Below are 21442 nucleotides of genomic sequence, written 5' to 3'. Positions count from 1 at the left end.
CAGGAGAAAAGCTTATTATTTTTTATAAAGATCATCTTTTCTAATATTCGCAATACGCTTGGGATAATTGGTGCCAGTGCGGGAGGCCCAACGCGGCATTTGCTGCCAAACGAGGTAAGAATCGGGTAGCGATCGGGGGAATGGCCCGTAGTTATAGAGGATTACGGTCAGGCGGCAGCGCGATCATAATCTAGATGTACGGTCTGGTGAAGCGCTCCTCCTGGAGAATGGCGAATTGATTCATCGTGCTGTGAATCATGGAAAAACGCCGGGACAAGCCACTTGTATTCACTAGTTCCAGAGGGCGATTCCTGGTGCCGGCACCCTACAAAAAAAAGCCCTCGTAGAAATACGAGGGCTTTGTTGTTTCTGTCGTCCGGAAAATCAGGCCTCAGTGACCTGCACTCTGCCCGCCATCCACGTGCAGGATTTCGCCAGTAACAAACTTGGCGCCGTCCAGATACACGACCGCCTGCGCAATATCGTCTATCTCGCCCATGTGCCCGACCGGGTGCAGATTGCCCAGTGCTTCATGGGTTTCTGCGCCGTGCATCGGCGTCTTGATGATGCCAGGGCTGACCGCGTTCACCCGAATCCCGCGCTTGGCGTATTCGATGGCCAGGGATTTGGTGGCCGCGTTGAGGCCGCCCTTGGTCAGTGAAGCCAACACCGATGGCACGCCGTCGATGGCGTGGTCCACCAGGCTGGTGGTGATGTTGACGACGTGGCCGCTGCCTTGCTTTTCCATCTCGGCGATGGCGAGTTGGGTGATGTAGAAGAAGCCATTGACGTTCACCGACAACACATTGGCGTAGTCTTCTGCGGTGTACGCGGTGAACGGCTTGGCGATGAAGATCCCGGCGTTGTTGACCAGGGTATCGATGCGACCGAAACGGGACATCGCTTCACGGATGACGCGCCGGGCAGTTTCCGGCTCACCGATGTCACCGGCCACGGTGAGAATGTCCGGATCGGTGGACGGCTTGATCGAACGCGAAGTGGCGACGATCCGGTAACCGAGTTCACGAAAGGCTTTGACCATACCGTCGCCGAGACCTTGGGATGCGCCGGTGATGACGATGACTTTTTTCGAAATGCTCATGATGAAGACCTCTGACAATTAAAAGTGGGGTAGAAAATCTGTAATCAAGCGTCGGCATGTGCCTTGGCCATTTCTCTCAACATCTGTTCGTAGTACTCGACCGATTGCGAGCCGGACACCAGGTGGCGACCGTTCAGCACCATGGCCGGCACCGAATTGATGCCGCGCTGCTGGTAGTACGCTTCAAGCTCCCGCACCTCAGCAGCGAACGCACCGGACGCCAGCACCTCTTGTGCAGCTGCCCCGTCCAGCCCCGCTTCAGTCGCCAGACTCACCAGCGCCTGGTGATCACTCGGGTTCTGGCCTTCGCTGAAATAGCCCCGCAGCAGCACCTTCTTCAGCTCGACTTGCCGCCCTTCCTGCAACGCCCACAGCAGCAAGCGGTGCGAATCAAAGGTGTTGTAGAAATGCGTGCGCTTCTCCAGATCGAATTTGAAGCCGATGGCCTCGCCGCGAGCGATCTGCATGGCCTTGCCGGCGGCGACGTCTTCAGCCGTGCGCCCGTATTTGCGCATCAGGTGCTCGACCGCTAGCTCACCTTCAGCCGGCATATTCGGGTTCAATTCGAACGGCTTGTAGGTCAGCTCGACCGAAACTTCCCCAGCCACGTTCTCGATCGCCTGCTCCAGCGCCGTCGCCCCCAGCGCGCACCAGGGGCACACCACATCGGAGATGAAATCGATGGTGATGGAGGACGTCATGACTTGCCCTCCGCCTCGGCCAGTTGCTTGCGGTACTGGGTGGTGGTGATACCGGCGTAACCCCAGTTATCGGTGTCGACTTCCTCGATCACGATGTGGGTCAGGTCAGGGCGCTTGTTGAGGACGCGTTCCAGTGTTTCAGTGATTTCGGCGATCACCTGAGCTTTCTGCTCAGTGGTAACGCCATCGCGAGTGATGCGTACGGTTACGAAAGGCATGAGGGCAACTCCAGTGACCTTCCCGTCGGGATGATGGGAGAGGTGTTGGAGATGAATGTATGGGGTTGGCGGGAGGGGATAAAGGTGGGAGCGGGAACTTCATTCGTTACGTGGTGTAATGATTGCTGTAGGACTCAATACCGTTTTTTCTGTCGTCCATTTGCTTACGTGTCGCAATTTTCCACTTTTTGCGACACGTCTTCGGGACATGTCGCTGAGGACGACACGTTCGCGTTGAATCGAGAATGCATTTGTTAAGTCTCACCCTGCGCGATAGAGCTGATGCGGCTCTCATTCAGAGGGTCGCGCACACCTGCTATCCGCATCTCCGCCGAGGAATCACATTCTTCAGTAGCTTCGATCAATTTCTCCATTTTGTATTGGTCTCCATCGTAGATGTCGATATGCGCGACTTCGCCGACCTGACCAACACAACCTCAAGGCTACCGCTCGGGTTGACACAAGCGTCATCCGTGACAGAAAATCTGCACAAGAGCGCGAAACCGACTGCCTTCAGGTGGCAATAGTCGGCGTTAGGAACCCCGTTGATGACCTGAAAATCAGCGCTCGGGTGAGACCTCTTCTCCCTTGCTTGAGGGAGCACAATATCAAGCAAGCTTCTCAAAAAAAGCAGCCTAATCAGGCTGCTTTTTTTGTTTGGATAATAGGTAACGTTGATAAACCAACCCGCCGTGCCGGTGCTTGTTCAGCGCCTTTTTGTCACAATTCATGAAGTTCCAAAGTACATACCCACGGTCAACATGGATCACTACCAACATTTGGTACTTTGTGTGGTACGCGCCTATGAAGGCGAGACGATAGGAGCCATCGCTGTAGGAAACCCGCCAGATTTCCAAGGGATTTTTCAGGGTATCTACAGCAAACTCAGTGAAGCGCTCTCGGGCGTTAGGGCGTTTTTCCACAATGTGACGTAGATGCTCATGCCGAACCGTCACGGGTAAATATGGCGTCTCGATCAGCACCGTGTCAGTCCCTTCATGCAATCCAAAACCTAGCGCTACTTGCCTTAGAGCGGAGCAGACATCAACGGCCCCTGGTAGCTCTCGAACCCCCTTGGTTTCCAAGGGTATCGATATGTCCCGCAGATCCGGCAAACCTAGATCCTTCCAGCTTTCCTGATCAGGAGCTTCCTTTACCCCCGGAACTTTCATTCGGTGATCTCTAACGGTAACAACTGCTATTTCAGCCTGTTGAATCGTCACGAGAAATCAGGAGGATCCTCTTTTTCCCTCAGAGACTTCCGACAATCTTGAAGGGCATCGCCATTGCCATTGCCATTGAAAGAACCGTTTGGAAAATTCCTATGAGCCACAAAAAAGCCCCGAACCAGTCGGGGCTTTTTCTTTCTCAGCCTCTGATCAGGCCTCGCTACCACACCCCATCATCAGAAAATATTGATCGGGTAATCCACAAACACACGCACTTCATTGCCGCTGACGTTGTACTCGCTGGACTTCTGCGACACGCGCAGGACCGAGCTGCGCAGTTTCACGCTGAGGTCTTTGGCCGGGCCGCTTTGGACGACGTATTTGATCTGGTTGAAGATCTCGCGCTCGGTGCCGCCTTCGCTGGTGGACGTGGTGATGTTGTCACCGCGTACGTAGGCGAAGTTGTAGCTCAGGCCCGGTACACCGAAGGTGCTGAAGTCCAGGCCGTAGCCGAGTTGCCAGCTGCGTTCGTCCTCGGCGTTGAAGTCGGACCAGTAGGAGTTCGCCAGGTAGATGGTGTTGCCACCGTCGCCGATGCGGCCTTGATCTTTCTGGTAGCCGCCGTAGGCGTAGCCCAGGTTGCTGTCACCGGTGCTGCGCTGGTGCGCGAGGGTGAACGAGTGCGGACCGGTGATGAAGGTAGCCGCCAGGCTCCAGATTTTGTTGTCGTCGCCGGTGATACCGTTTTCGCGGACATAGGAGTCGTCCAGCTTGGTGCGGTAGCCGTTGAAGTCCAGGGTCAGGGACTGAGCCTTGTCGATCGGGAACACGTAGTTGGCGTTCACGTATTGCTTCTTCAGCACGTCTTCGACGTCGGAAGCGTACAGCGCCGCCTTGAATTGTTCGGTGAACTGGTAGCTACCACCCAATACGTTGATCGACTTCAAGCCACCGCTGTCACGGCCTTCGGCGCTTTTACGCGATTCGGCGGTGAAGCGACCGGCGTCCAGTTGCAGGCCTTTGATCTCCCTGGAGGTGATCAGGGTACCGGTGTAGCTTTCCGGCAGCAGGCGCGAGTTGTCGTAGCTCAGCACCGGCAAGGCCGGCATCTGGTCGCCGTAGGTCAGGGTGGTGCTGGACAGGCGGAACTTGATCGCTGCGCCGCCCTTGGACAGGTCGTCCGCCGGCTGGCCGCTGTCGCCCTTTTTGAAGAAGTCGATGCCTTGCGCGCCGCTACGGTCTTCACTGCGCTCCAGGTTCAATGCGTACAGGCCGAAAGCGTCCACACCCACGCCCACGGTGCCTTGGGTGAAGCCAGACGAGAACGTGCCGATGGCCGCTTGGCCCCACTCGGATTTATCCGGGTTGCCGTCTTTGTAGTCACGGTTGATGTAGGCGTTGCGCAGCAGCACTTTGAGGCTGCTGTCTTCAACGAAACCCTTGGATTCGGCCTGGTCGTTCGCCATGGCCTGTGTAGCGCTCAACATCCCCAGAGCAATCAGGCTGATTCTCTTGTTCAACATTTTGTTTTTTCCTTGATGCGGTTGATACGCGCTGTGTCGAATGGCCGAAACGGCGCTATTGCGCTCTTATTTCGAGGCGAAAACAAAAAGGCCCGCCCACGATGTCTCGCGGCGGGCCTTTTATTGTTTTTGAGTCGTGGCGGTCGGCCACAGGCGTTGGGCCGAATCGTAGCGGCGCCCTTAACGACGTGTCAATTTCATGAATCTTCTAGAAATAGGCGAAAAACGTCTAAGAAATTGCTTTACGCGGCAGGAATATTCAATCGGCGCAACCTTCGAGACCACAGGCTGCTACGGAATGGGATGAGTGCTGCTCCGGCAGCGACTGACCCAGCCACTGTGCAAATGCCTGGGGTTTGCCCAGCCAGGGCCCGATATCGATCAGGGTGAATTGGCCATTGTGTTCAAGCGCCAGGGTCGGAAACCCCTGGCCGCCCAGCTTGGCCAGCAAAGCCCGGCTGTCCTTGATATGGCCTTCCGTGTCGGCTGCCCCGAAGGCTCTTTCGAAGGCTTGAGGGTCCAACCCCATATCATTGGCCAGTTCAAACAGTACCGAATCGTCGGCGATGCGGCGCCCTTCCACGTAGTGAGCACTTTGCAAACGCCCCAGCAACTCCAGCCCGCGACCTGCCATTTGCTCGGCAGCCAGCACCGCAGCGATGGGTGGAGCCGAGTCGAACACGGCGCTGTGATCTCGCAGCAAACCTTCGAAATAAGCTTCACCGAACGGCTGCCCGCTGTATTCGGCAATGCGCCGGTCATGGGGCATGACGTAACTGCGCAGTTGTGGCGAAACCCTTTGCCGATTGGCCCCCGTCATCATGCCGCCGCCGTGGGCAAGCACGGGCAGCACAGCCTGGGCGGCTTGCACCAGCGGTTTGGCGCCGTAGCACCAACCGCACAACGGGTCATAGATGTAGTGCAGGATCATGGGAAAGCTCCGAGAGAAATTCAGGAAAATTCGATGTCGACAGATTAGTGCCGTAGCAACCCCGGAAAAACGCCGTATCAGCTTTCAGTCTGTTGCTTGAATCGGTCGAATGACTGCGTAAACCCTTTGTATCAACCCAGAAACAATTCGAAACAATCAAATGAGACCAGTTCTCAATAACTACTAACGACAGCAAATGACAAGCATTACTATTCGCGCCCTCCACATGCTTCAACCTAAAAATCCTACGGATGCGCTCTTCAATGCCTGCCCCTTTTCGCCTTGCGCCCTACAGCCTTGGGCTCTCTGCCTTGTTGTCTGCCGGTTTTTCCTATGCTGCACCGACCACCTTGCCTGCGACATCGATCAGCGCCGAAGCTGAAGCCGACGACCCGCGCGTGACAGAAACCAACACAGCGACCCGGACCGCCACGCCGTTGCGCTACGTGCCACAAACCATCGACTCGATCAAAACCTCGAACGTGATGGATTACGGCACCAACGATCTGGGCACGGCGCTCAGTGGCATCCCCAACGTCAGCAGCGGCGCCGACACACGCTTCGACAGCCTGCGCATCCGCGGTTTCGACGCCAGCAACGATTTCTATCTCGATGGCATCCGCGACGACAGCCAGTACGTGCGCGACTTGCACAACATCGAACGCATCGACGTCCTGAAAGGCCCTGCCGCCGTGTTGTATGGCCGTGGCAGCCAGGGCGGGATCGTCAACCGGGTGAGCAAACTGCCCGAGTTCGGTCGCCGCTCGACCCTTGAGGCCCAAGGCGGTAGCGAGGACTTGCGCAGCCTGTATGCCGACCTCAGTACCGATCCTTCCGAGAACATCAGCCTGCGCCTGAACATGGGCAACATGGACGAGAACAGCTTCCGCGATGGAGTGAGTGGCAATCGCCAGCTGTTCGCACCCTCGATGAGCTGGCAGCTGACACCCGACCTGAACTGGTTGGTGCAGTACGAATACAGCCGCTACAACCGCACGCCAGATCGTGGCATCCCCGGTGTAGACGGTCGCCCGGCCGACGTAGGACGCGATACCACCTACGGCAGTGAAAACGATTTCATCGACGACAAGGCGCAATCCCTGCGTTCGAAACTCACCTATGAACTGAGCGACAACTGGCAACTGCGCCAGACCCTGGGTGTGTTCAAGCTCGACAGCGATTTCGACAATACTTACTTGAGCGGCTATGTCCCGGCCACCAACAAGGTCACGCGCCAGCACTGGCAGCAGGACCTGAATACCCGCAACGTCTACAACAACGTCGAGCTGGAAGGTGGCTTCGATACTTTCGGCCTGGAGCACCGCTTGCTCACCGGCATCGAGATCGGCAGCCAGCGACGCGACCCGCTGCTGTACACCGCCGCCACTTCCGGGCCGGGCAGCTCCCCGGTGCCGGCGCTGGACCTGTACGCCCCCGACCGCAATTTGCGTCATACCGGGCGCATGGTGGTGTCGAGCAACACCCATACCGAGGTCGAAAGCCGGGCGGTGTATGTGCAGGATCAACTGCGCCTGAACGATCAATGGCAGTTGCTCGCCGGCCTGCGTTACGACACGTTCGATATCGAGTCGACCAACAAGGTGCGCAACATTTCCGAAGACCGTGACAGCCATAGCACCAGCCCTCGCGTTGGCGTGGTCTGGACGCCGCTGCAAAATCACTCCTTCTACGCGTCCTGGAGCAAGACGTTCTCGCCGGTCGGTGGAGGCTTGATCGGCATCACTCCAGGCGCTGCGGGCAACAGCAATGACCTGAGCCCGGAGCTGACCAAACAGAAGGAAATCGGGGTCAAGAGTGACTGGCTCGACGATCGCTTGAGTACCACGCTGGCCATCTACGAGCTGGAGCTCTACAACCGCCGCACCAGCGATCCGAACAACCCGACCATTACCCTGCTTTCCGGGCTGCAACGTTCACGCGGCATCGAGCTGACAGCCGCCGGCAGGATTACCGGCAACTGGTATGTGCGCGGTGGCGTGGGTCTGCAGGACGCAACCATCGAAAAGGACAACAACGGCCTGGAAGGCAAGCGCATCAACAACGTGGCCAAGCACAACGGCAGCCTGTTCCTGACCTGGAAACCGGAAATGGGCTGGTACGCCGAAACCGGCCTGACCCTGGTTGGCGACCGCTATGCCGACAACCTCAACACCGTCGTGTTGCCAGGTTATGGCCGCTGGGACGCCTTGGCAGGCTTCCGTCAAAAGGATTGGGATTTGCGCGCAGCGCTGAACAATATCAGCGACAAGACGTATTACTCGTCGGCGACCAGTGCATTCCAGATCCAGCCGGGGGCACCGCGTAGTTTGGTGGTGACGGGCACCTACAGCTTCTAGACACCAAAAAACCTGTGGGAGCGGGCTTGCTCGCGAAGGCGTGGTGTCAGCCAATGGCAACGATGCTGACACACCGCTTTCGCGAGCAAGCCCGCTCCCACAGGGTTCAGTGTGCTGAAAAAAAAGCGCTGCCATCCTGGCAGCGCTTTTTCTTGATCAATCCGTTGTTGTTCTTCTTATCCTTCCATTACATCCCACAACGCATCCAGTTCCGCCTCGCTGAATAAACCAGCAGGGTAACGCTCGATCATCGTCCGGCGCGGATCAGTTTCACTGATCTGACGCATTCCATTGGACTTGAACCAGTGCGCCAGAATCTGGAGCGATTCGCTGTTTACGGCCAGGGGATGCAACGCCTTGTCGCTCACTACGTTCACTTCGGCGTTCATTTCAGCGCTCTCTCCCGGTTTGTGAGCGGCTAACTTATCCAAGGTTTATGACAGAACATCGAAGTCCTCCCCCTCCCCGAGTTACAACCGCAGAGATACAAGAGCTGTGCCAAGGTGTCTGAAGTGTGGCCTGGCAGATACAAAAAAGCCCGCAACCCTGAAGGGCTGCGGGCTCTGTGCATGGCGGGAGGCTGATTTACAGCTTGAGAAATTTCGCAGTCAACTCAAGATGTTACAACCTCACTCACTCCTTGTGCGGCGCGGGTTGCTGCTGGGTAAGGCAGTGAATATTGCCGCCCCCCAGTAACAGTTCGCGACCAGGCACCATCACCACTTCATGCTGTGGGAACAGGTTCTGCAGGATTTCCTTTGCCGGGCCATCCTGCGGGTCGTCAAAGCACGGCGCAATGATGCCGCCGTTGACGATCAGGAAGTTCACATAGGAACCGGCCAGACGCACAGTCGGGTTACGTTCCTGAGTACCGTCCACCGGATCGACGCCGGCACATTCTTCCTCGGTCGCAAACAGCGGGCCCGGGATCGGCATTTTGTGCACCGTGAACGGGCGACCCTTGGCGTCGGTGCTGCTTTGCAGCACGTTCATCGCCGCCTGGCAGCGCGGGTAGTTCGGGTCCTGCGGATCATCGGTCCAGGCCAGCAGCACTTCACCCGGACGCACGTAGCAGCAGAAGTTATCCACATGGCCGTCGGTTTCGTCGTTGAACAAGCCATCCGGCAGCCAGATGATTTTATCCACAGCCAGGTTCGCACTCAGGACCGCTTCGATTTCTTCGCGGTTCAGGTGCGGGTTGCGATTGCGGTTGAGCAGGCATTCTTCGGTGGTGATCAGCGAGCCTTCGCCGTCGACGTGAATCGAACCGCCTTCAAGTACGAAGCCTTCGGTGCGGTAACGCGGGCTGCGCTCGATCTCGAGGATCTTGCCGCCGACCTGCGAGTCACGGTTCCACGGCGAATACAGGCCGCCGTCAAAACCGCCCCAGGCATTGAAGTCCCAGTTCACGCCACGGACTTCGCCACTGTTATTGATGACGAAAGTCGGACCGGAGTCGCGGACCCAGGCGTCGTCACTGGACATTTCCACTACGCGAATATTCGGCACATCCAGACGGGCACGGGCGTTTTCGTACTGGCCGGCGGAGACCGCCACCGTGACCGGTTCGAAACGGGCGATGGCCTTGGCCACGGCCACGTGGGCGGCCTGTGCCGGCTTGCCACCCAGGCGCCAGTTGTCCGGGCGCTCGGGCCAGATCATCCAGGTCTGGGTTTGGGGTGCCCATTCGGCTGGCATGTAGAAGCCGTCGGCGCGAGGGGTGCTGTTCAACGTGGTCATGACTCAGGACTCCGGAGTGGCGTTGATGCCTGACAGAAAAGAAAGCGCATGGGTACACGCCGTGGACTGGTCACTTTATATCCGATAAATATCGGCTTTTAAAGCACCTTCAATCCACAACTACAAAAATAACCGACAGAAAGCCGATATCAATCGAATTAACATCACCACCTCTGTGGGAGCGAGCTTGCTCGCGATGGGGCCGTGTCAGTCACAGATTTTTCGACTGAAAGACCGCTATCGCGAGCAAGCTCGCTCCCACAGGGGGGAATGTGTTTACAGGCCTTCCGCCAGCACCTTCGACAGCATGTCCACGAAGAAATCCACGCTTTGGCGCGAAGTAACCATCGGCGGCTTGATCTTGAGGATGTTCAGATAATCGCCGGTCGGCTGCATGAAGATCCCCAGCTCGCGCAAGCGATCGCACAGTGCGGTGGTTTCCTCGGTGGCCGGCTCCAGGGTTTCGCGGTTGCGGATCAACTCGACGCCCAGGTAGAAACCGGAACCGTGCACCGCGCCCACTAACGGATGAATATCGATCAACGCTTCGAGGCGCTGTTTGAAGTGGCCGCCAACGATCTGGGCGTTCTCCCAGAGTTTTTCCTCTTCCATCACGTCCAGCACGGCCATGCCGACCTGGCAGCTGACCGGGCTGCCACCGGCGGACGAGAAGAAATAACCCTCGGCCTCCAGTGCCTCGGCGATTTCCCGGCGGGTGATGACCGCGCCCAGTGGCTGGCCGTTGCCCATGCCTTTGGCCATGGTGATGATGTCCGGCACCACGCCTTGCTCTTCGAAGCCCCAGAAGAAATCGCCCATGCGTCCGTAGCCGACCTGCACTTCGTCGGCGATGCACACGCCACCCTGGGCCCGGACCATGCCATAGACTTGCTTCAAATAGCCCGGTGGCAGCGAGATACCACCGGCATTGCCGTACACCGGTTCGCAGATGAAACCGGCCAGTTGGCGTTTCTGCTCGGCGATTTTCGCCAGGTTGTGCTCGACGCTGCGCACATAATCCGGCGCACTGTCGGGGCCACGGAATTCACCGCGATAGGTGTTTGGCGCGGTCACCGGATGTACCCAGTCCGGGCGGCTGCTCAAGGCCTTGGGGTTGTCGGCGATCGAGGTCGACACCGAGTCGGCACCTACCGTCCAGCCGTGATAAGCCTCCAGCACGCTGAGCATGTCGCGGCCGCCGCTGTAGGCCCACGCCAGGCGAATCGCCAGGTCGTTGGCTTCGCTGCCGCTGTTGACCAGGAACACGCGGTCCATGCCGTCAGGGGACAGTTTCAGCAAGCGTTCGGAGAACTCGGCCACGGCCGCGTAGTTGAAACGCGAGTTGGTGTTGAGCAACGACCACTGGCGACTGGCGACCGCCGCCATGCGCGGATGACCGTGGCCCAATACCGCGACGTTGTTGAGCATGTCGAGGTAGGAGCGCCCCTGCATGTCGATCAAATGGTTGCGCCAGCCACGCTCGATGCGCGGCGGGTCGACGTAATAATGTTTTTGCGTACGGGCGAAACTGGCGTCACGCCGGGCCAGCAAGGTCGCGCCGTCGAGTTCTGCTTCGGCATCACAGGCCAGCCCCAGCAGTGCCGCAGGAGATGGGCACAGTGCCTGCCAGGCAGCGGCGCGCGATGGTGTGCAGAACAACGGCGCATCGATCGACGCACCACGGCTCAACTGCACGATCAACGGCCCGCTGACCGAACCCAGCACCTGGCCTTTGACCAGCGCCGCGCCACTGTGCAGCGACGGCGTGACACCCCAAAGCCGCACACTCAATTGCGGGCCGTCCAGTTGCAGCACGCCCGCCAACGGCTGGTGCACCACACCGGCAAACGGTGCTTCGACCGTCGTGCCCTGAGGCACACGCAACTCGACGTGCAAGGGGCAAGTGTCCGGTTCAGTGGCGCTGTCCGGGCGGGTGTGGGACAGGCGGTACTGTCCATAGCGACTGGCCGCCAGGCCATGCGCCGCAGCCGCCTCATCCAGCAGGCGCTGATCGACTCCCTCTTGCTCCCAGTTCCCGGCCTCGAAATGCGGGCTGAGCACCCCCAGGTCGATCAAGGCGAACTCTCGCCCCACCAGGCTTGGCAACAGCGGTGCAAAGCCTTCACTGCCAATGGTCGGCAGGTTCTGGCCGACGGCAGTGAGGATCGCCGCTTCCATCAATGCCAACGGCACCGACGTGGCCACCCGGAAGATTTCCCATTCATGGACCAGGTTATCGCGACTGTAGGCATTGCCCGGATCGATGCTGACCTGCTGTTCGCCACTGAGCACCAGCACCGCCGCACGGGCGACGATCAGCGGCCACAGCGCCAGCAGCTCTTCGTGTTGCAAGGGGTTGACCGCGTGGTACGCCTGGATTGCCGGCAAAATGCAGAACGGATCGCCCTCGCCATGATGCAGCAGCGCGGCGCAGGTGACCGACAGATCGGTAATGCGCCAGGTACGCACCAGATCACCGAAATCGATCACGCCTTGCAGTTGCCAATGGCGTTGCGCATCGCGCTGCCACACCACGTTGTCGTCAGTGATGTCCATGTGAATGGCCTGCACCGGCAGTTTGGCTTCCAGTGGCTGCAAATGCCGCTCGGCTTGTGCGGATGCTTCGACGATCAGTTTGCGCTGGGCTTCATCCTTGATCACCGGCAGCAAGTGCGCGATCAGGGCGTGAGCGTGGCGGGCGTCCCATTGCAGGGTTCGTATCAGGCCCGGATGGTCGAAGTCCGCCAGGGCCAGGTCCATTTCACCGCACAGGCGACCGAAACCGGACACCACCGTCGGGTTGAAATGGCCAAGGCTCGTCAGCGGCTGGCCTTCGATGTAGTCGAGCAGGCGAACGTGCACTGCCTGGCCGCCCACGTCCAGAGACAGCAGCTCTGCACCGTTTTTCGCCGCGATAACACGCGGCACATGGACATCGGGGTGCGCGCCCAAGTGCTTGAGCCCGGCATGCTGCGCCTGAAGCTCAACGACCGAGTAGTCGCCACGGCAGATTTTCAGGACGAAACGTCCCCGCTCGCTGTCGACGCGGTAGTTCAGGTCTTGCTGGCTGCCGAGGGCCTGCAGTCTGCCGCTGAACCCGTAATGTTCCTCCAGCAGCTCTAGCGCTTGCTCCGCAGATACCTGCGGGCTGGGCAAACTGGCGCGATGAATCAACGTGGCGAGCGGCATACAACAACCCCTGAAATTTTATTAGGCGCCTATATCGCCACTGCTTCGGGCGATACGCAACCCCCCGCAAGCCGGTAGGAGGGCAATTGTGGGAGCGGGCTTGCTCGCGAAGGCGGGGTGACAGGCAGCCTGAATGTGACTGACACGCCCTCTTCGCGAGCAAGCCCGCTCCCACAGGTTTTGGTTCTGGCACTCGCCTCGCATCGCACTTTGCGCAAGAATGGCGACCATTAAACGCATGCAACTGGAGAGCCCACCATGAACGTAGTGACCACCGACCTGCCCGGTGTTCTGATCCTCGAACCCAAGGTCTTTGGTGACGAGCGTGGTTTCTTCTACGAGAGTTTCAACGCCAGGGCCTTCAAAGAGGCCACCGGGCTGGACACTGAATTCGTTCAAGACAATCACTCCCGTTCGCAGAAGGGTGTGCTGCGCGGCCTGCATTACCAGCTGGAAAATACCCAGGGCAAACTGGTCCGCGTCACAGTCGGTGAAGTGCTGGACGTCGCCGTGGACATCCGTCGCAGTTCGCCGCATTTCGGCAAATGGGTCGCCGTGCGGCTATCCTCCGCCAATCATCGGCAGCTCTGGGTCCCGGAAGGTTTTGCCCACGGGTTCGTTGTACTGAGCGAATTTGCCGAGTTCCTGTACAAAACCACCGACTACTACACGCCATCGGCCGAACGCAGCATTCGCTGGGACGACCCGGACCTGGCCATCGACTGGCAACTCGAAGGCACGCCGCAACTGTCGGCCAAAGATCAGGCCGGCGTGTTTTTCAAGGACGCCGACGTCTTTGCCTGAAAGGCCGGCGCAAGCTCGCCTTTCAAGATGCCGCTGACCCAAGGCGGGCAAGCCTAGGCATAATGCGCCTGTACCCACAGGCGCATGCTGCTCATGAAACCGACTCTCCCCCCCAGACCCCGTTGGCGCAGCCTGGCCCTGCTGGCACTGTGCCTGGCGCCGTTGCTGTGGCCGCTGGAGCACCTGGCCGAGCGCTATTACCGCAGCGAACTGGCCAGCCAGAATCGTCAGACCCTCGACCTCTACGTCGCCAACCTGTTGGGCACCCTGCACCGCTATGAAGTGTTGCCGCAAATCCTTGGTGACCTGCCGGCCCTGGGCGCCGTTGTCGGCACCCCGGACGATGGCGTCACCCAGGGCAATGCCAACCGCCTGCTGAAAAATATCGCCACCCAGACCGGTGCCGAAGTCATGTACCTGATGGACGCCACGGGCAAGACGCTGGCCGCCTCCAACTGGGACAAGCACGACAGTTTCGTCGGGCGCAATTTTTCCTTCCGGCCGTATTTCAGTGAAGCCATGGCCGGGCGGCTCGGGCGCTTCTTTGGCTTGGGTACCACCTCCGCCAAGCGCGGCTACTTCTTCGCCGCCGGCGTGCGCGACGGCGAAAAAATCGTCGGTGTGCTGGTGGTCAAGGTCGACCTCGACCACACCGAAAGCCTCTGGGGCAAAACCCCGGAACAACTGCTGCTGACCGACCACAACGGCGTGGTCATTCTCACCTCGCGACCGGAGTGGAGATTCCGCTCGACCCGTCCGTTGAGCGAGGCCGAAAGCAAGGCCATCACCGCGATCCAGCCCTATCCAACCCGCGAGCCCAAACCGCTGGAGCTCAACCCCAATGCCTGGCTGACCCAGACCCAGCAGATCGCCGAAACCGGCTGGAATGTCAGTATCCTCGCCCCGCGCACCTTGATCGACCGGCCGGTGCGCACGGTGGTCGCCATCGGCGGTGCAACGCTGCTGGTGTTGATGCTGTTGCTTGGCCTGATGATGCAGCGCCGCCGCCATTACCTCGAACGCATTGCTTTCGAAGCCAAGGCCCGCCGCGAACTGGAAGGCCGGGTCGCCGAGCGCACCAGCGATCTCGAAGGCCTGAACCGGCGCCTGAAACAGGAAGTACTGGAACGCGAACAGGCCCAGCAGGAACTGGTCCGCGCCCAGGACGATCTGGTCCAGGCCGGCAAACTGTCGGCCCTGGGCACCATGTCGGCGAGCATCAGCCATGAACTCAATCAGCCGCTGGCAGCGATTCGCAGCTACGCGGAAAACGCTGAGATATTGCTCGACCACCAGCGCACCGACGACGCCCGCGGCAATCTCAAGCTGATCAGCGAATTGACCGGTCGCATGGCCTCGATCATCGCCCACCTGCGCGCCTTTGCCCGGCGCGACCGGCATGCCCCGGAAAGCGTGGCCCTGCAACCGGCGCTGGATGATGCCCTGGCCTTGCTGGCCAAGCGCCGACGCAGCATGGACGTCGAGCTGATCCGTGATCTGCCCGCCGCCACCCTGTGGGTCGAGGCCGGGGAAACCCGCCTGCGCCAGGTGCTCGGCAACCTGCTGGCCAACGCCCTGGACGCCCTGACGGAAAAAGGCCCGCCACGTAAACTCTGGTTGAGTGCCCAATCCACGGCCGAAGGCGTCAACCTGTACATTCGCGACAACGGCCCGGGCTTTTGCATGGAGGCCCTTGGACGCGCCAGCGAGCCGTTCTACACCACCAAGACCCGAACCCAGGGCCTGGGCTTGGGGCTGGCGATTTGCGAAACGCTGATGCGCGCCTTCGGCGGTGAACTGTCGTTCGCCAACCACAAGGAAGGCGGCGCCCTGATTACCCTGAAGCTGCGCGCAGGCGCACCAGGCGTGAGCCTGCAACCGTCCGAGGACCGAAGTGCATGACCATCGACAACCGCATTCAGGTCGTGTTGATCGACGACGATCCCCACTTGCGCCAGGCCTTGAGCCAGACGCTGGATCTGGCCGGCTTGAAGATCCTGCCGCTGGCCGAAGCCAAGGGCCTGGCCGGGCAACTGGAGCGCGACTGGCCGGGTGTGGTGGTCAGCGACATCCGCATGCCCGGCATGGACGGTCTGGAACTGCTGACAGAGCTGCACGCCCAGGACCCTGAATTGCCAGTGCTGCTGATCACCGGCCACGGCGACGTGCCACTCGCGGTGCAGGCCATGCGCGCCGGGGCCTATGACTTTCTCGAGAAGCCGTTCGCCAGCGACGCCTTGCTCGACAGCGTGCGCCGCGCGTTGGCCCTGCGCCGACTGGTGCTGGACAACCGCAGCCTGCGGTTGGCCTTGAGCGACCGCAATGAGTTGAGCGCCCGCCTGGTGGGCCACTCACCTTCGATGCTGCGCCTGCGCGAGCAGATCGGCGCCCTGGCCGCGACCAGGGCCGACGTGCTGATCCTCGGCGAAACCGGCGCCGGCAAAGAAGTCGTGGCCCGGGCGCTGCACGATCTATCGGGCCGTCGCAACGGTCCGTTCGTGGCGATCAATGCCGGTGCCCTGGCCGAATCAGTGGTCGAAAGCGAGCTGTTCGGCCACGAGCCCGGCGCCTTCACTGGCGCGCAGAAACGCCGCATCGGCAAGTTCGAATTCGCCAATGGCGGCACCTTGTTCCTCGATGAAATCGAAAGCATGAGCCTGGATGTGCAGGTCAAATTGCTGCGCTTGCTGCAGGAGCGTGTGGTCGAGCGCCTGGGCGGCAATCAACTGATTCCGCTAGACATCCGCATCATCGCCGCGACCAAGGAAGACCTGCGCCAGGCAGCGGACCAAGGGCGCTTCCGTGCCGACTTGTATTACCGCCTGAACGTCGCGCCGCTGCGGATTCCACCCCTGCGCGAACGGGGCGAAGATGCGCTGATGCTGTTCCAGCATTTCGCCGACGAAGCCAGTGCCCGCCACGGCTTGCCGCCCCATGAACTGCAACCGGGACAACGTGCCTTGCTGCTGCGCCACACCTGGCCCGGCAACGTGCGCGAGTTGCAAAATGCGGCCGAGCGTTTTGCCCTCGGGCTGGAACTGGCCCTCGACAACAGCACGCCGGAAGGCGGCGCTGGCAATAGCGTTGAAGTGGTCAGCGGCGGTTTGAGCGAGCAAGTGGAGAACTTCGAAAAAACCCTCATCGCTGCCGAACTGGCGCGCTCGCACAGCTCCGTGCGCAGCGTCGCCGAAGCCCTCGGCATTCCGCGCAAGACCCTGCACGACAAACTGCGCAAACACGGTTTGAGCTTCTCGGACAGTGGCGCTTCGGCCCACCCTGACGACCTCGACTGAGCTACCGTGCAATCATCCACTTCAAACAAGAGGCCCCCTGAATGAGCCGCGACAGTCGACAACTGGAATCAGTCCTCCATCACGACATTCCCCTCACCCGGGACATGGGCCTCAAAGTGCTCGACTGGCATGACCAGCAACTGCGCCTGCACTTGCCGCTGGAAGCCAACGTCAACCACAAGAGCACCATGTTCGGCGGCAGCCTGTATTGCGGCGCGGTCCTGGCCGGTTGGGGCTGGCTGCATCTGCGCCTCAAGGAAGAAGGCATCACGGACGGGCACATCGTGATTCAGGAAGGGCAGATCAGCTATCCGCTGCCGGTGACGGGCGATGCCAACGCCATTTGCCAGGCACCGGATCCGGTGATCTGGAAGAAATTCTTGACCACGTTCCAGCGGTACAGCCGAGCGCGGTTGACGCTGCATACGCGGGTCGTCAATGAAGGCCGTGATGAGGATGCGGTGAGGTTTGTCGGGCAGTACGTGTTGCACCGCTAAATCGGGACCACCACAAAACCTGTGGGAGCGAGCTTGCTCCGGGCGGCGTTCCGACGATGGGGTGGTCCAGGCCCACATTGTAGTTGCCTGACCCACCGCCATCGCGAGCAAGCTCGCTCCCACAAGGATTTTGCATCAGCGCGCGGGAACGATCTTATGCGCGTGCCAGTTCCAGCAGCTTCTCCCGCCAAGCCGCCTTCGCCGGCAACGCCAGAAAGAACGTATTCAGCAGCGACTTCCGCGCCGGATAGCTGAACGGCTCACCACTCAACTCCAGCACCTCACCGCCCGCACCTTCCAGCACACCTTGGGCGGCCGCCGTGTCCCACTGCGAAGTCGGTGCCAGGCGCGGATAGCAGTCCGCCGCCCCTTCAGCCAGCAAACAGAACTTCAGCGAACTGCCGATGTTGGCCAGTTGCAGCTCGCCAAGACTGGCGCTCAACCCGGCCAGCAAACGCTCCTGCTCCGGGCTCGAATGGCGACGGCTGGCCACCACGGTGAACGACTCGCCGGGCGCTAGCGCATCACGCACCTTGATCGCCACTGGCGTACCACCTTTATCCCCACGCCACGCGCCGAGGCCGGCGCCGCCGACATAGAAACGACCATTGGTCGGCATCGACACCACGCCGAACACCACCCGACCGTTTTCGATCAGGGCGATGTTGACGGTGAACTCTTCGCTGCCGCTGATGAACTCCTTGGTGCCATCCAGCGGATCGACCAGCCACCAGCGCTGCCATCCGGCCCGCACGCTTTGCGCAATGTTGGCGTCCTCTTCGGAGAGCACCGGGATGCCCGGATCCAGCGCCGTCAGCCCGGCCAGAATCAGGTGGTGGGCGGCCAGGTCAGCAGCGGTCACCGGCGAATCATCAGCCTTCGCCGTGACGGCCGTGCCTGTGCGCCAGAACGGCAGGATCGCATCACCGGCCTGCAGGGCCAGCTCAATGACCGGAGCCATCAACGGATGCGGGAAATTCATGACTGGAACGCTCCGCGCTGAGTCAACAGGTCTCGGGCCAGGTACAGCGCCGCCAAGGCACGGCCTTCGGTAAATTGCGGGTTTTGCGCCAGCGCCGAGAGTTCACGCAGATTGACCTTGTCCACCCGCATCGGCTCGGGCTCGTCGCCTTCCAGGCGCGCTTCGTAGAGGTCGGTGGCCAGCACCACCTGAATTTTCTGGCTCATGTAACCGGGGGACAGCGACAGCTCGGTCAGGTGCTCCAGCTGTCGCGCGCCGAACCCGGCCTCTTCCTTGAGCTCACGCTCGGCCGCCGCCAACACGTCTTCGCCCGGCTCGATCAAACCCTTGGGCAAAGACATTTCGTATTCATCGGTGCCGCCGCAATACTCCTCGACCAGCACCGCATGCTCGGCATCGAGCATCGCCACGATCATGACCGCGCCGTACCCGGCCCCTTTGCCAACCAGGCGCTCATACGTACGCTCCACGCCATTGGAAAAGCGCAGCTTCAGCTCCTCCACGCAGAACAATCGACTGGTGGCGACAATTTCGCGGGCGAGTATGGTGGGTTTCTGGCGCATGCAAAGCTCCTTGGCGTGAACGCGCTACTATAACGCGGCTTTCCCGTTTGTTTACGCCAGAAATCTTTCTACTGCCCGAGACGTTGCCATGCCTTCATTACCCTGGTCCGACATCGATACCGTTCTGCTGGACATGGACGGCACGTTGCTGGACCTGCATTTCGACAACCACTTCTGGATGGAGCACCTGCCCCAGCGTTACGCCGAATTGCACGGGGTCAGCCGGGCCATGGCCGAGATGGAATTGCAGCCGTTGTTCGAGCGCAATGCCGGCCAGTTGCAGTGGTATTGCCTGGACTTCTGGAGTGCCGAACTGAAGCTGTCGGTGCGCGACCTGAAACTGGAAACCGCGCACCTGATCGCCCTGCGCCCGGATGCCGACACCTTTCTGACGGCCATCAAACGGGCCGGAAAGCGCGTGGTGCTGATCACCAACGCCCATCGGGATGCGCTGTCGTTGAAGCTGGAAAAAATCGAACTGGCGCCCTACTTCGAACGCCTGATCAGTTCCCATGACTATGGTTTCCCCAAGGAAAACCCGCAGTTCTGGGATGCGCTGCAAGCCGATATCGATTTCGACCCGGCGCGCAGCCTGTTCATCGACGACACCTTGCCGATCCTGCGCAGTGCGCGGGATTTTGGTGTGGCGCATTTGCTGGCCGTGCGTGAACCGGATAGTCGCAAGGGTCCGAAGGACACGGCGGAGTTTGCGGCGGTCGGGGATTATCGGGATTTGATCGCAGGACTTTGATACCGAGGCGCCTGCTTCGCGGGCAAGCCACGCTCCCACAGGATCTGCGTCGTTCGCGTCCTTTGTGAAACGGCTCAGATTCTGTGGGAGCGTGGCTTGCCCGCGATGGCCATCACACGGTTTGACGACTTACTCGGGAATTCGCAACGACTGACCCGGGTAGATTTTGTCCGGGTGCGACAGCATCGGCTTGTTGGCTTCGAAAATCTTGTTGTACTTGTTGGCATCGCCGTACACGCGCTTGGAAATCGCGCTGAGGGTGTCGCCCTTCACGACGGTGACAAACACCGCGGCCTTCACCACCGGCCCGGTCACAGTGATCTGATCATCCACGCTGCCAACCCCGGCAATATTGCCCACGGCCAACAGAATTTTTTCCTTCTCTTCCTGGCTTGCCACTTCGCCGGTCACGGTCACCTTGTCACCATCGACCGTCGCTTGCACATTCGGGTTGCCCAGGCCGACCTTGCTGATGTGTTCCTTCAACTGCTCACTGGCATTGGCGTTGCCTGGCGTCAGCAGATCCAGCAGTTTTTCGCCTGCTTCCTTCACAAAGCTCAAAAGACTCATGGTGCACTCTCCTTGGGTTTGGGGTTCCAGACGCAAAAGCCTAGACCACGGCCGCCACTTGCGAATCCAACCCGACCAATGACCCCGCTTGCGATAGAATCCGCACCCTTCCCGCGCCCAGGAGCGAAGATGGACATCAAGCAGCTGAAATTCCTCATCGCGCTCGACGAAACCCGCCATTTCGGCCAGGCCGCCGCACGCTGCCACATCACCCAGCCGACCCTGTCCATGCGCCTGCGCAGCCTCGAAGAAGAACTCGACCTGCCGCTGGTCAATCGCGGCCAGCGCTTCGAAGGCTTCACCGCGCCGGGCGAGCGGGTGCTGGCCTGGGCGCGCACGGTGTTGGCGGCCTATGACGGCTTGTATGCCGAGGCCGCCGCCTGTCGCGGCAATCTGGTCGGCACGTTGCGCCTGGGCATGGTGCCGTTGTCGAGCTTCGATCCGCTGCCGCTGCTGCAACGCCTGCACGCCGAACACCCGAACCTGCGCTTCGAGCTTTCAGCCTTGAGTTCGGAACAGATCCTCGAACAACTGGCGAACAATCGCCTGGATCTCGGTGTTTCCTACCTGGAACGCCTGGACGCCGAACATTTCGACTCCCTGGCCTTCAGCGAAACCCGAATGGGCCTGCTCTACGACCAACGCTTCTTCACCTTTGGCGAGGCGCCGCTGAGCTGGGAATCATTGATCGAATTGCCACTGGGCATGCTCACCAGCGGCATGCACTTTCGCCAGTCCATCGACCATAACTTCCATAGCCGCGGCCTCACCCCGCAACCCTTGCTGCAGACCGACGCCGTCCATCAACTGCTTCAAGCCGTGCACGGCGGCCTGTGTTGCGCCGTGATGCCCTTGGACGGTGGCCTCGAAGGGCTGACCGACCACTTGCGCCTGCAACCGATCGAGAACGCCCAGACCCTTGGCCGCCTGGGGCTGATCATGCGTCGCAGCGCGCCCCGCTCGGCCCTGGCGGAAGCCTGTTTCGCGATCTATCAGCAATCACTGGCGAGCGCTTGATCGACGGCATCTATCGGTAGATCAGTATTAGCGAT

Annotated in this window: 19 protein-coding genes; 7 read left to right on the top strand and 12 right to left on the bottom strand. The window is 60.2% G+C overall.

Going from position 1 to position 21442, the window contains the following annotated elements:
• Positions 1–391 precede the first annotated feature (391 nt).
• From AC07YV_RS16340 to AC07YV_RS16315, 6 genes are all read right to left on the bottom strand, one after another.
• Positions 392–1102 carry an SDR family NAD(P)-dependent oxidoreductase gene (locus AC07YV_RS16340; protein ID WP_102700247.1) on the bottom strand — a complete coding sequence of 237 codons (711 nt, stop codon included), beginning with the start codon at positions 1100–1102 and terminating at the stop codon, positions 392–394.
• A 44-nt stretch (positions 1103–1146) separates the two neighbouring features.
• Positions 1147–1803 (bottom strand): DsbA family oxidoreductase, encoded by a 657-nt coding sequence (locus AC07YV_RS16335; RefSeq protein ID WP_102700246.1) that lies wholly within the window; start codon positions 1801–1803, stop codon positions 1147–1149.
• Positions 1800–2021 carry a tautomerase family protein gene (locus AC07YV_RS16330; RefSeq protein WP_007972813.1) on the bottom strand — a complete coding sequence of 74 codons (222 nt, stop codon included), beginning with the start codon at positions 2019–2021 and terminating at the stop codon, positions 1800–1802. Before AC07YV_RS16330 ends, AC07YV_RS16335 begins: the two co-directional genes overlap by 4 nt.
• A gap of 635 nt (positions 2022–2656) precedes the next feature.
• Positions 2657–3244 carry a PBECR2 nuclease fold domain-containing protein gene (locus AC07YV_RS16325; protein ID WP_494990325.1) on the bottom strand — a complete coding sequence of 196 codons (588 nt, stop codon included), beginning with the start codon at positions 3242–3244 and terminating at the stop codon, positions 2657–2659.
• 182 nt (positions 3245–3426) lie between these two features.
• Positions 3427–4713: an OprD family porin gene (locus tag AC07YV_RS16320; protein WP_102700244.1), complete on the bottom strand. Its 1287-nt coding sequence runs from the start codon at positions 4711–4713 to the stop codon at positions 3427–3429.
• Between the two features lie 259 nt (positions 4714–4972).
• Complete coding sequence (locus tag AC07YV_RS16315) at positions 4973–5644, bottom strand: DsbA family protein (RefSeq protein ID WP_102700243.1); 672 nt, start codon at positions 5642–5644, stop codon at positions 4973–4975.
• A 263-nt stretch (positions 5645–5907) separates the two neighbouring features.
• Here AC07YV_RS16315 and AC07YV_RS16310 point away from each other — a divergent pair, with 263 nt between their 5' ends.
• Positions 5908–8001: a TonB-dependent receptor gene (locus tag AC07YV_RS16310; protein ID WP_102700242.1), complete on the top strand. Its 2094-nt coding sequence runs from the start codon at positions 5908–5910 to the stop codon at positions 7999–8001.
• 176 nt (positions 8002–8177) lie between these two features.
• Here AC07YV_RS16310 and AC07YV_RS16305 read toward each other — a convergent pair whose 3' ends face one another.
• From AC07YV_RS16305 to AC07YV_RS16295, 3 genes are all read right to left on the bottom strand, one after another.
• Positions 8178–8390 (bottom strand): hypothetical protein, encoded by a 213-nt coding sequence (locus AC07YV_RS16305; RefSeq protein WP_007972820.1) that lies wholly within the window; start codon positions 8388–8390, stop codon positions 8178–8180.
• A 244-nt stretch (positions 8391–8634) separates the two neighbouring features.
• Complete coding sequence (aguA, locus tag AC07YV_RS16300; RefSeq protein WP_102700241.1) at positions 8635–9741, bottom strand: agmatine deiminase; 1107 nt, start codon at positions 9739–9741, stop codon at positions 8635–8637.
• 276 nt (positions 9742–10017) lie between these two features.
• Positions 10018–12930: an aminotransferase gene (locus AC07YV_RS16295; protein ID WP_102700240.1), complete on the bottom strand. Its 2913-nt coding sequence runs from the start codon at positions 12928–12930 to the stop codon at positions 10018–10020.
• Between the two features lie 258 nt (positions 12931–13188).
• Between AC07YV_RS16295 and rfbC the strand changes: the two genes are divergently transcribed.
• The 4 genes from rfbC to AC07YV_RS16275 all read left to right on the top strand — a co-directional run bounded on the left by rfbC (position 13189) and on the right by AC07YV_RS16275 (position 17524).
• A complete protein-coding gene (rfbC, locus tag AC07YV_RS16290; RefSeq protein ID WP_102700239.1) occupies positions 13189–13734 on the top strand; it encodes a dTDP-4-dehydrorhamnose 3,5-epimerase in 546 nt (181 codons plus the stop codon).
• Between the two features lie 93 nt (positions 13735–13827).
• The gene (locus tag AC07YV_RS16285; RefSeq protein WP_102700280.1) at positions 13828–15636 is read left to right on the top strand and encodes a sensor histidine kinase; all 1809 of its coding nucleotides are present in this window, start codon (positions 13828–13830) and stop codon (positions 15634–15636) included.
• Positions 15633–17027: a sigma-54-dependent transcriptional regulator gene (locus tag AC07YV_RS16280; RefSeq protein ID WP_102700238.1), complete on the top strand. Its 1395-nt coding sequence runs from the start codon at positions 15633–15635 to the stop codon at positions 17025–17027. Before AC07YV_RS16285 ends, AC07YV_RS16280 begins: the two co-directional genes overlap by 4 nt.
• A 41-nt stretch (positions 17028–17068) precedes the next feature.
• A complete protein-coding gene (locus tag AC07YV_RS16275; protein WP_008003181.1) occupies positions 17069–17524 on the top strand; it encodes a YiiD C-terminal domain-containing protein in 456 nt (151 codons plus the stop codon).
• A 154-nt stretch (positions 17525–17678) separates the two neighbouring features.
• Here the strand turns inward: AC07YV_RS16275 and cysQ are convergent, their stop codons facing one another.
• Entirely contained in the window at positions 17679–18506 is an 828-nt protein-coding gene (gene cysQ, locus AC07YV_RS16270; RefSeq protein WP_102700237.1) for a 3'(2'),5'-bisphosphate nucleotidase CysQ, read from the bottom strand.
• Positions 18503–19069 carry an ADP compounds hydrolase NudE gene (gene nudE / locus AC07YV_RS16265; protein WP_007972833.1) on the bottom strand — a complete coding sequence of 189 codons (567 nt, stop codon included), beginning with the start codon at positions 19067–19069 and terminating at the stop codon, positions 18503–18505. The genes cysQ and nudE overlap by 4 nt, the downstream gene beginning before the upstream one ends.
• A gap of 88 nt (positions 19070–19157) precedes the next feature.
• Here nudE and yrfG point away from each other — a divergent pair, with 88 nt between their 5' ends.
• Positions 19158–19820, top strand: a complete 663-nt coding sequence (gene yrfG / locus AC07YV_RS16260; protein ID WP_015093038.1) for a GMP/IMP nucleotidase — start codon at positions 19158–19160, stop codon at positions 19818–19820.
• 129 nt (positions 19821–19949) lie between these two features.
• Here the strand turns inward: yrfG and lysM are convergent, their stop codons facing one another.
• On the bottom strand, positions 19950–20390 hold the full coding sequence (lysM, locus tag AC07YV_RS16255) for a peptidoglycan-binding protein LysM (protein ID WP_007972838.1): 441 nt from the start codon (positions 20388–20390) through the stop codon (positions 19950–19952).
• A 129-nt stretch (positions 20391–20519) separates the two neighbouring features.
• Here lysM and AC07YV_RS16250 point away from each other — a divergent pair, with 129 nt between their 5' ends.
• Positions 20520–21407 (top strand): LysR family transcriptional regulator, encoded by an 888-nt coding sequence (locus AC07YV_RS16250; RefSeq protein ID WP_007972840.1) that lies wholly within the window; start codon positions 20520–20522, stop codon positions 21405–21407.
• Positions 21408–21442: the final 35 nt, after the last annotated feature.

The sequence above is a fragment of the Pseudomonas sp. GW456-E7 genome (assembly GCF_059424105.1).
Note: the sequence above shows the minus strand (reverse complement) of the source record. Positions and strands in the feature narration are given on the sequence as shown.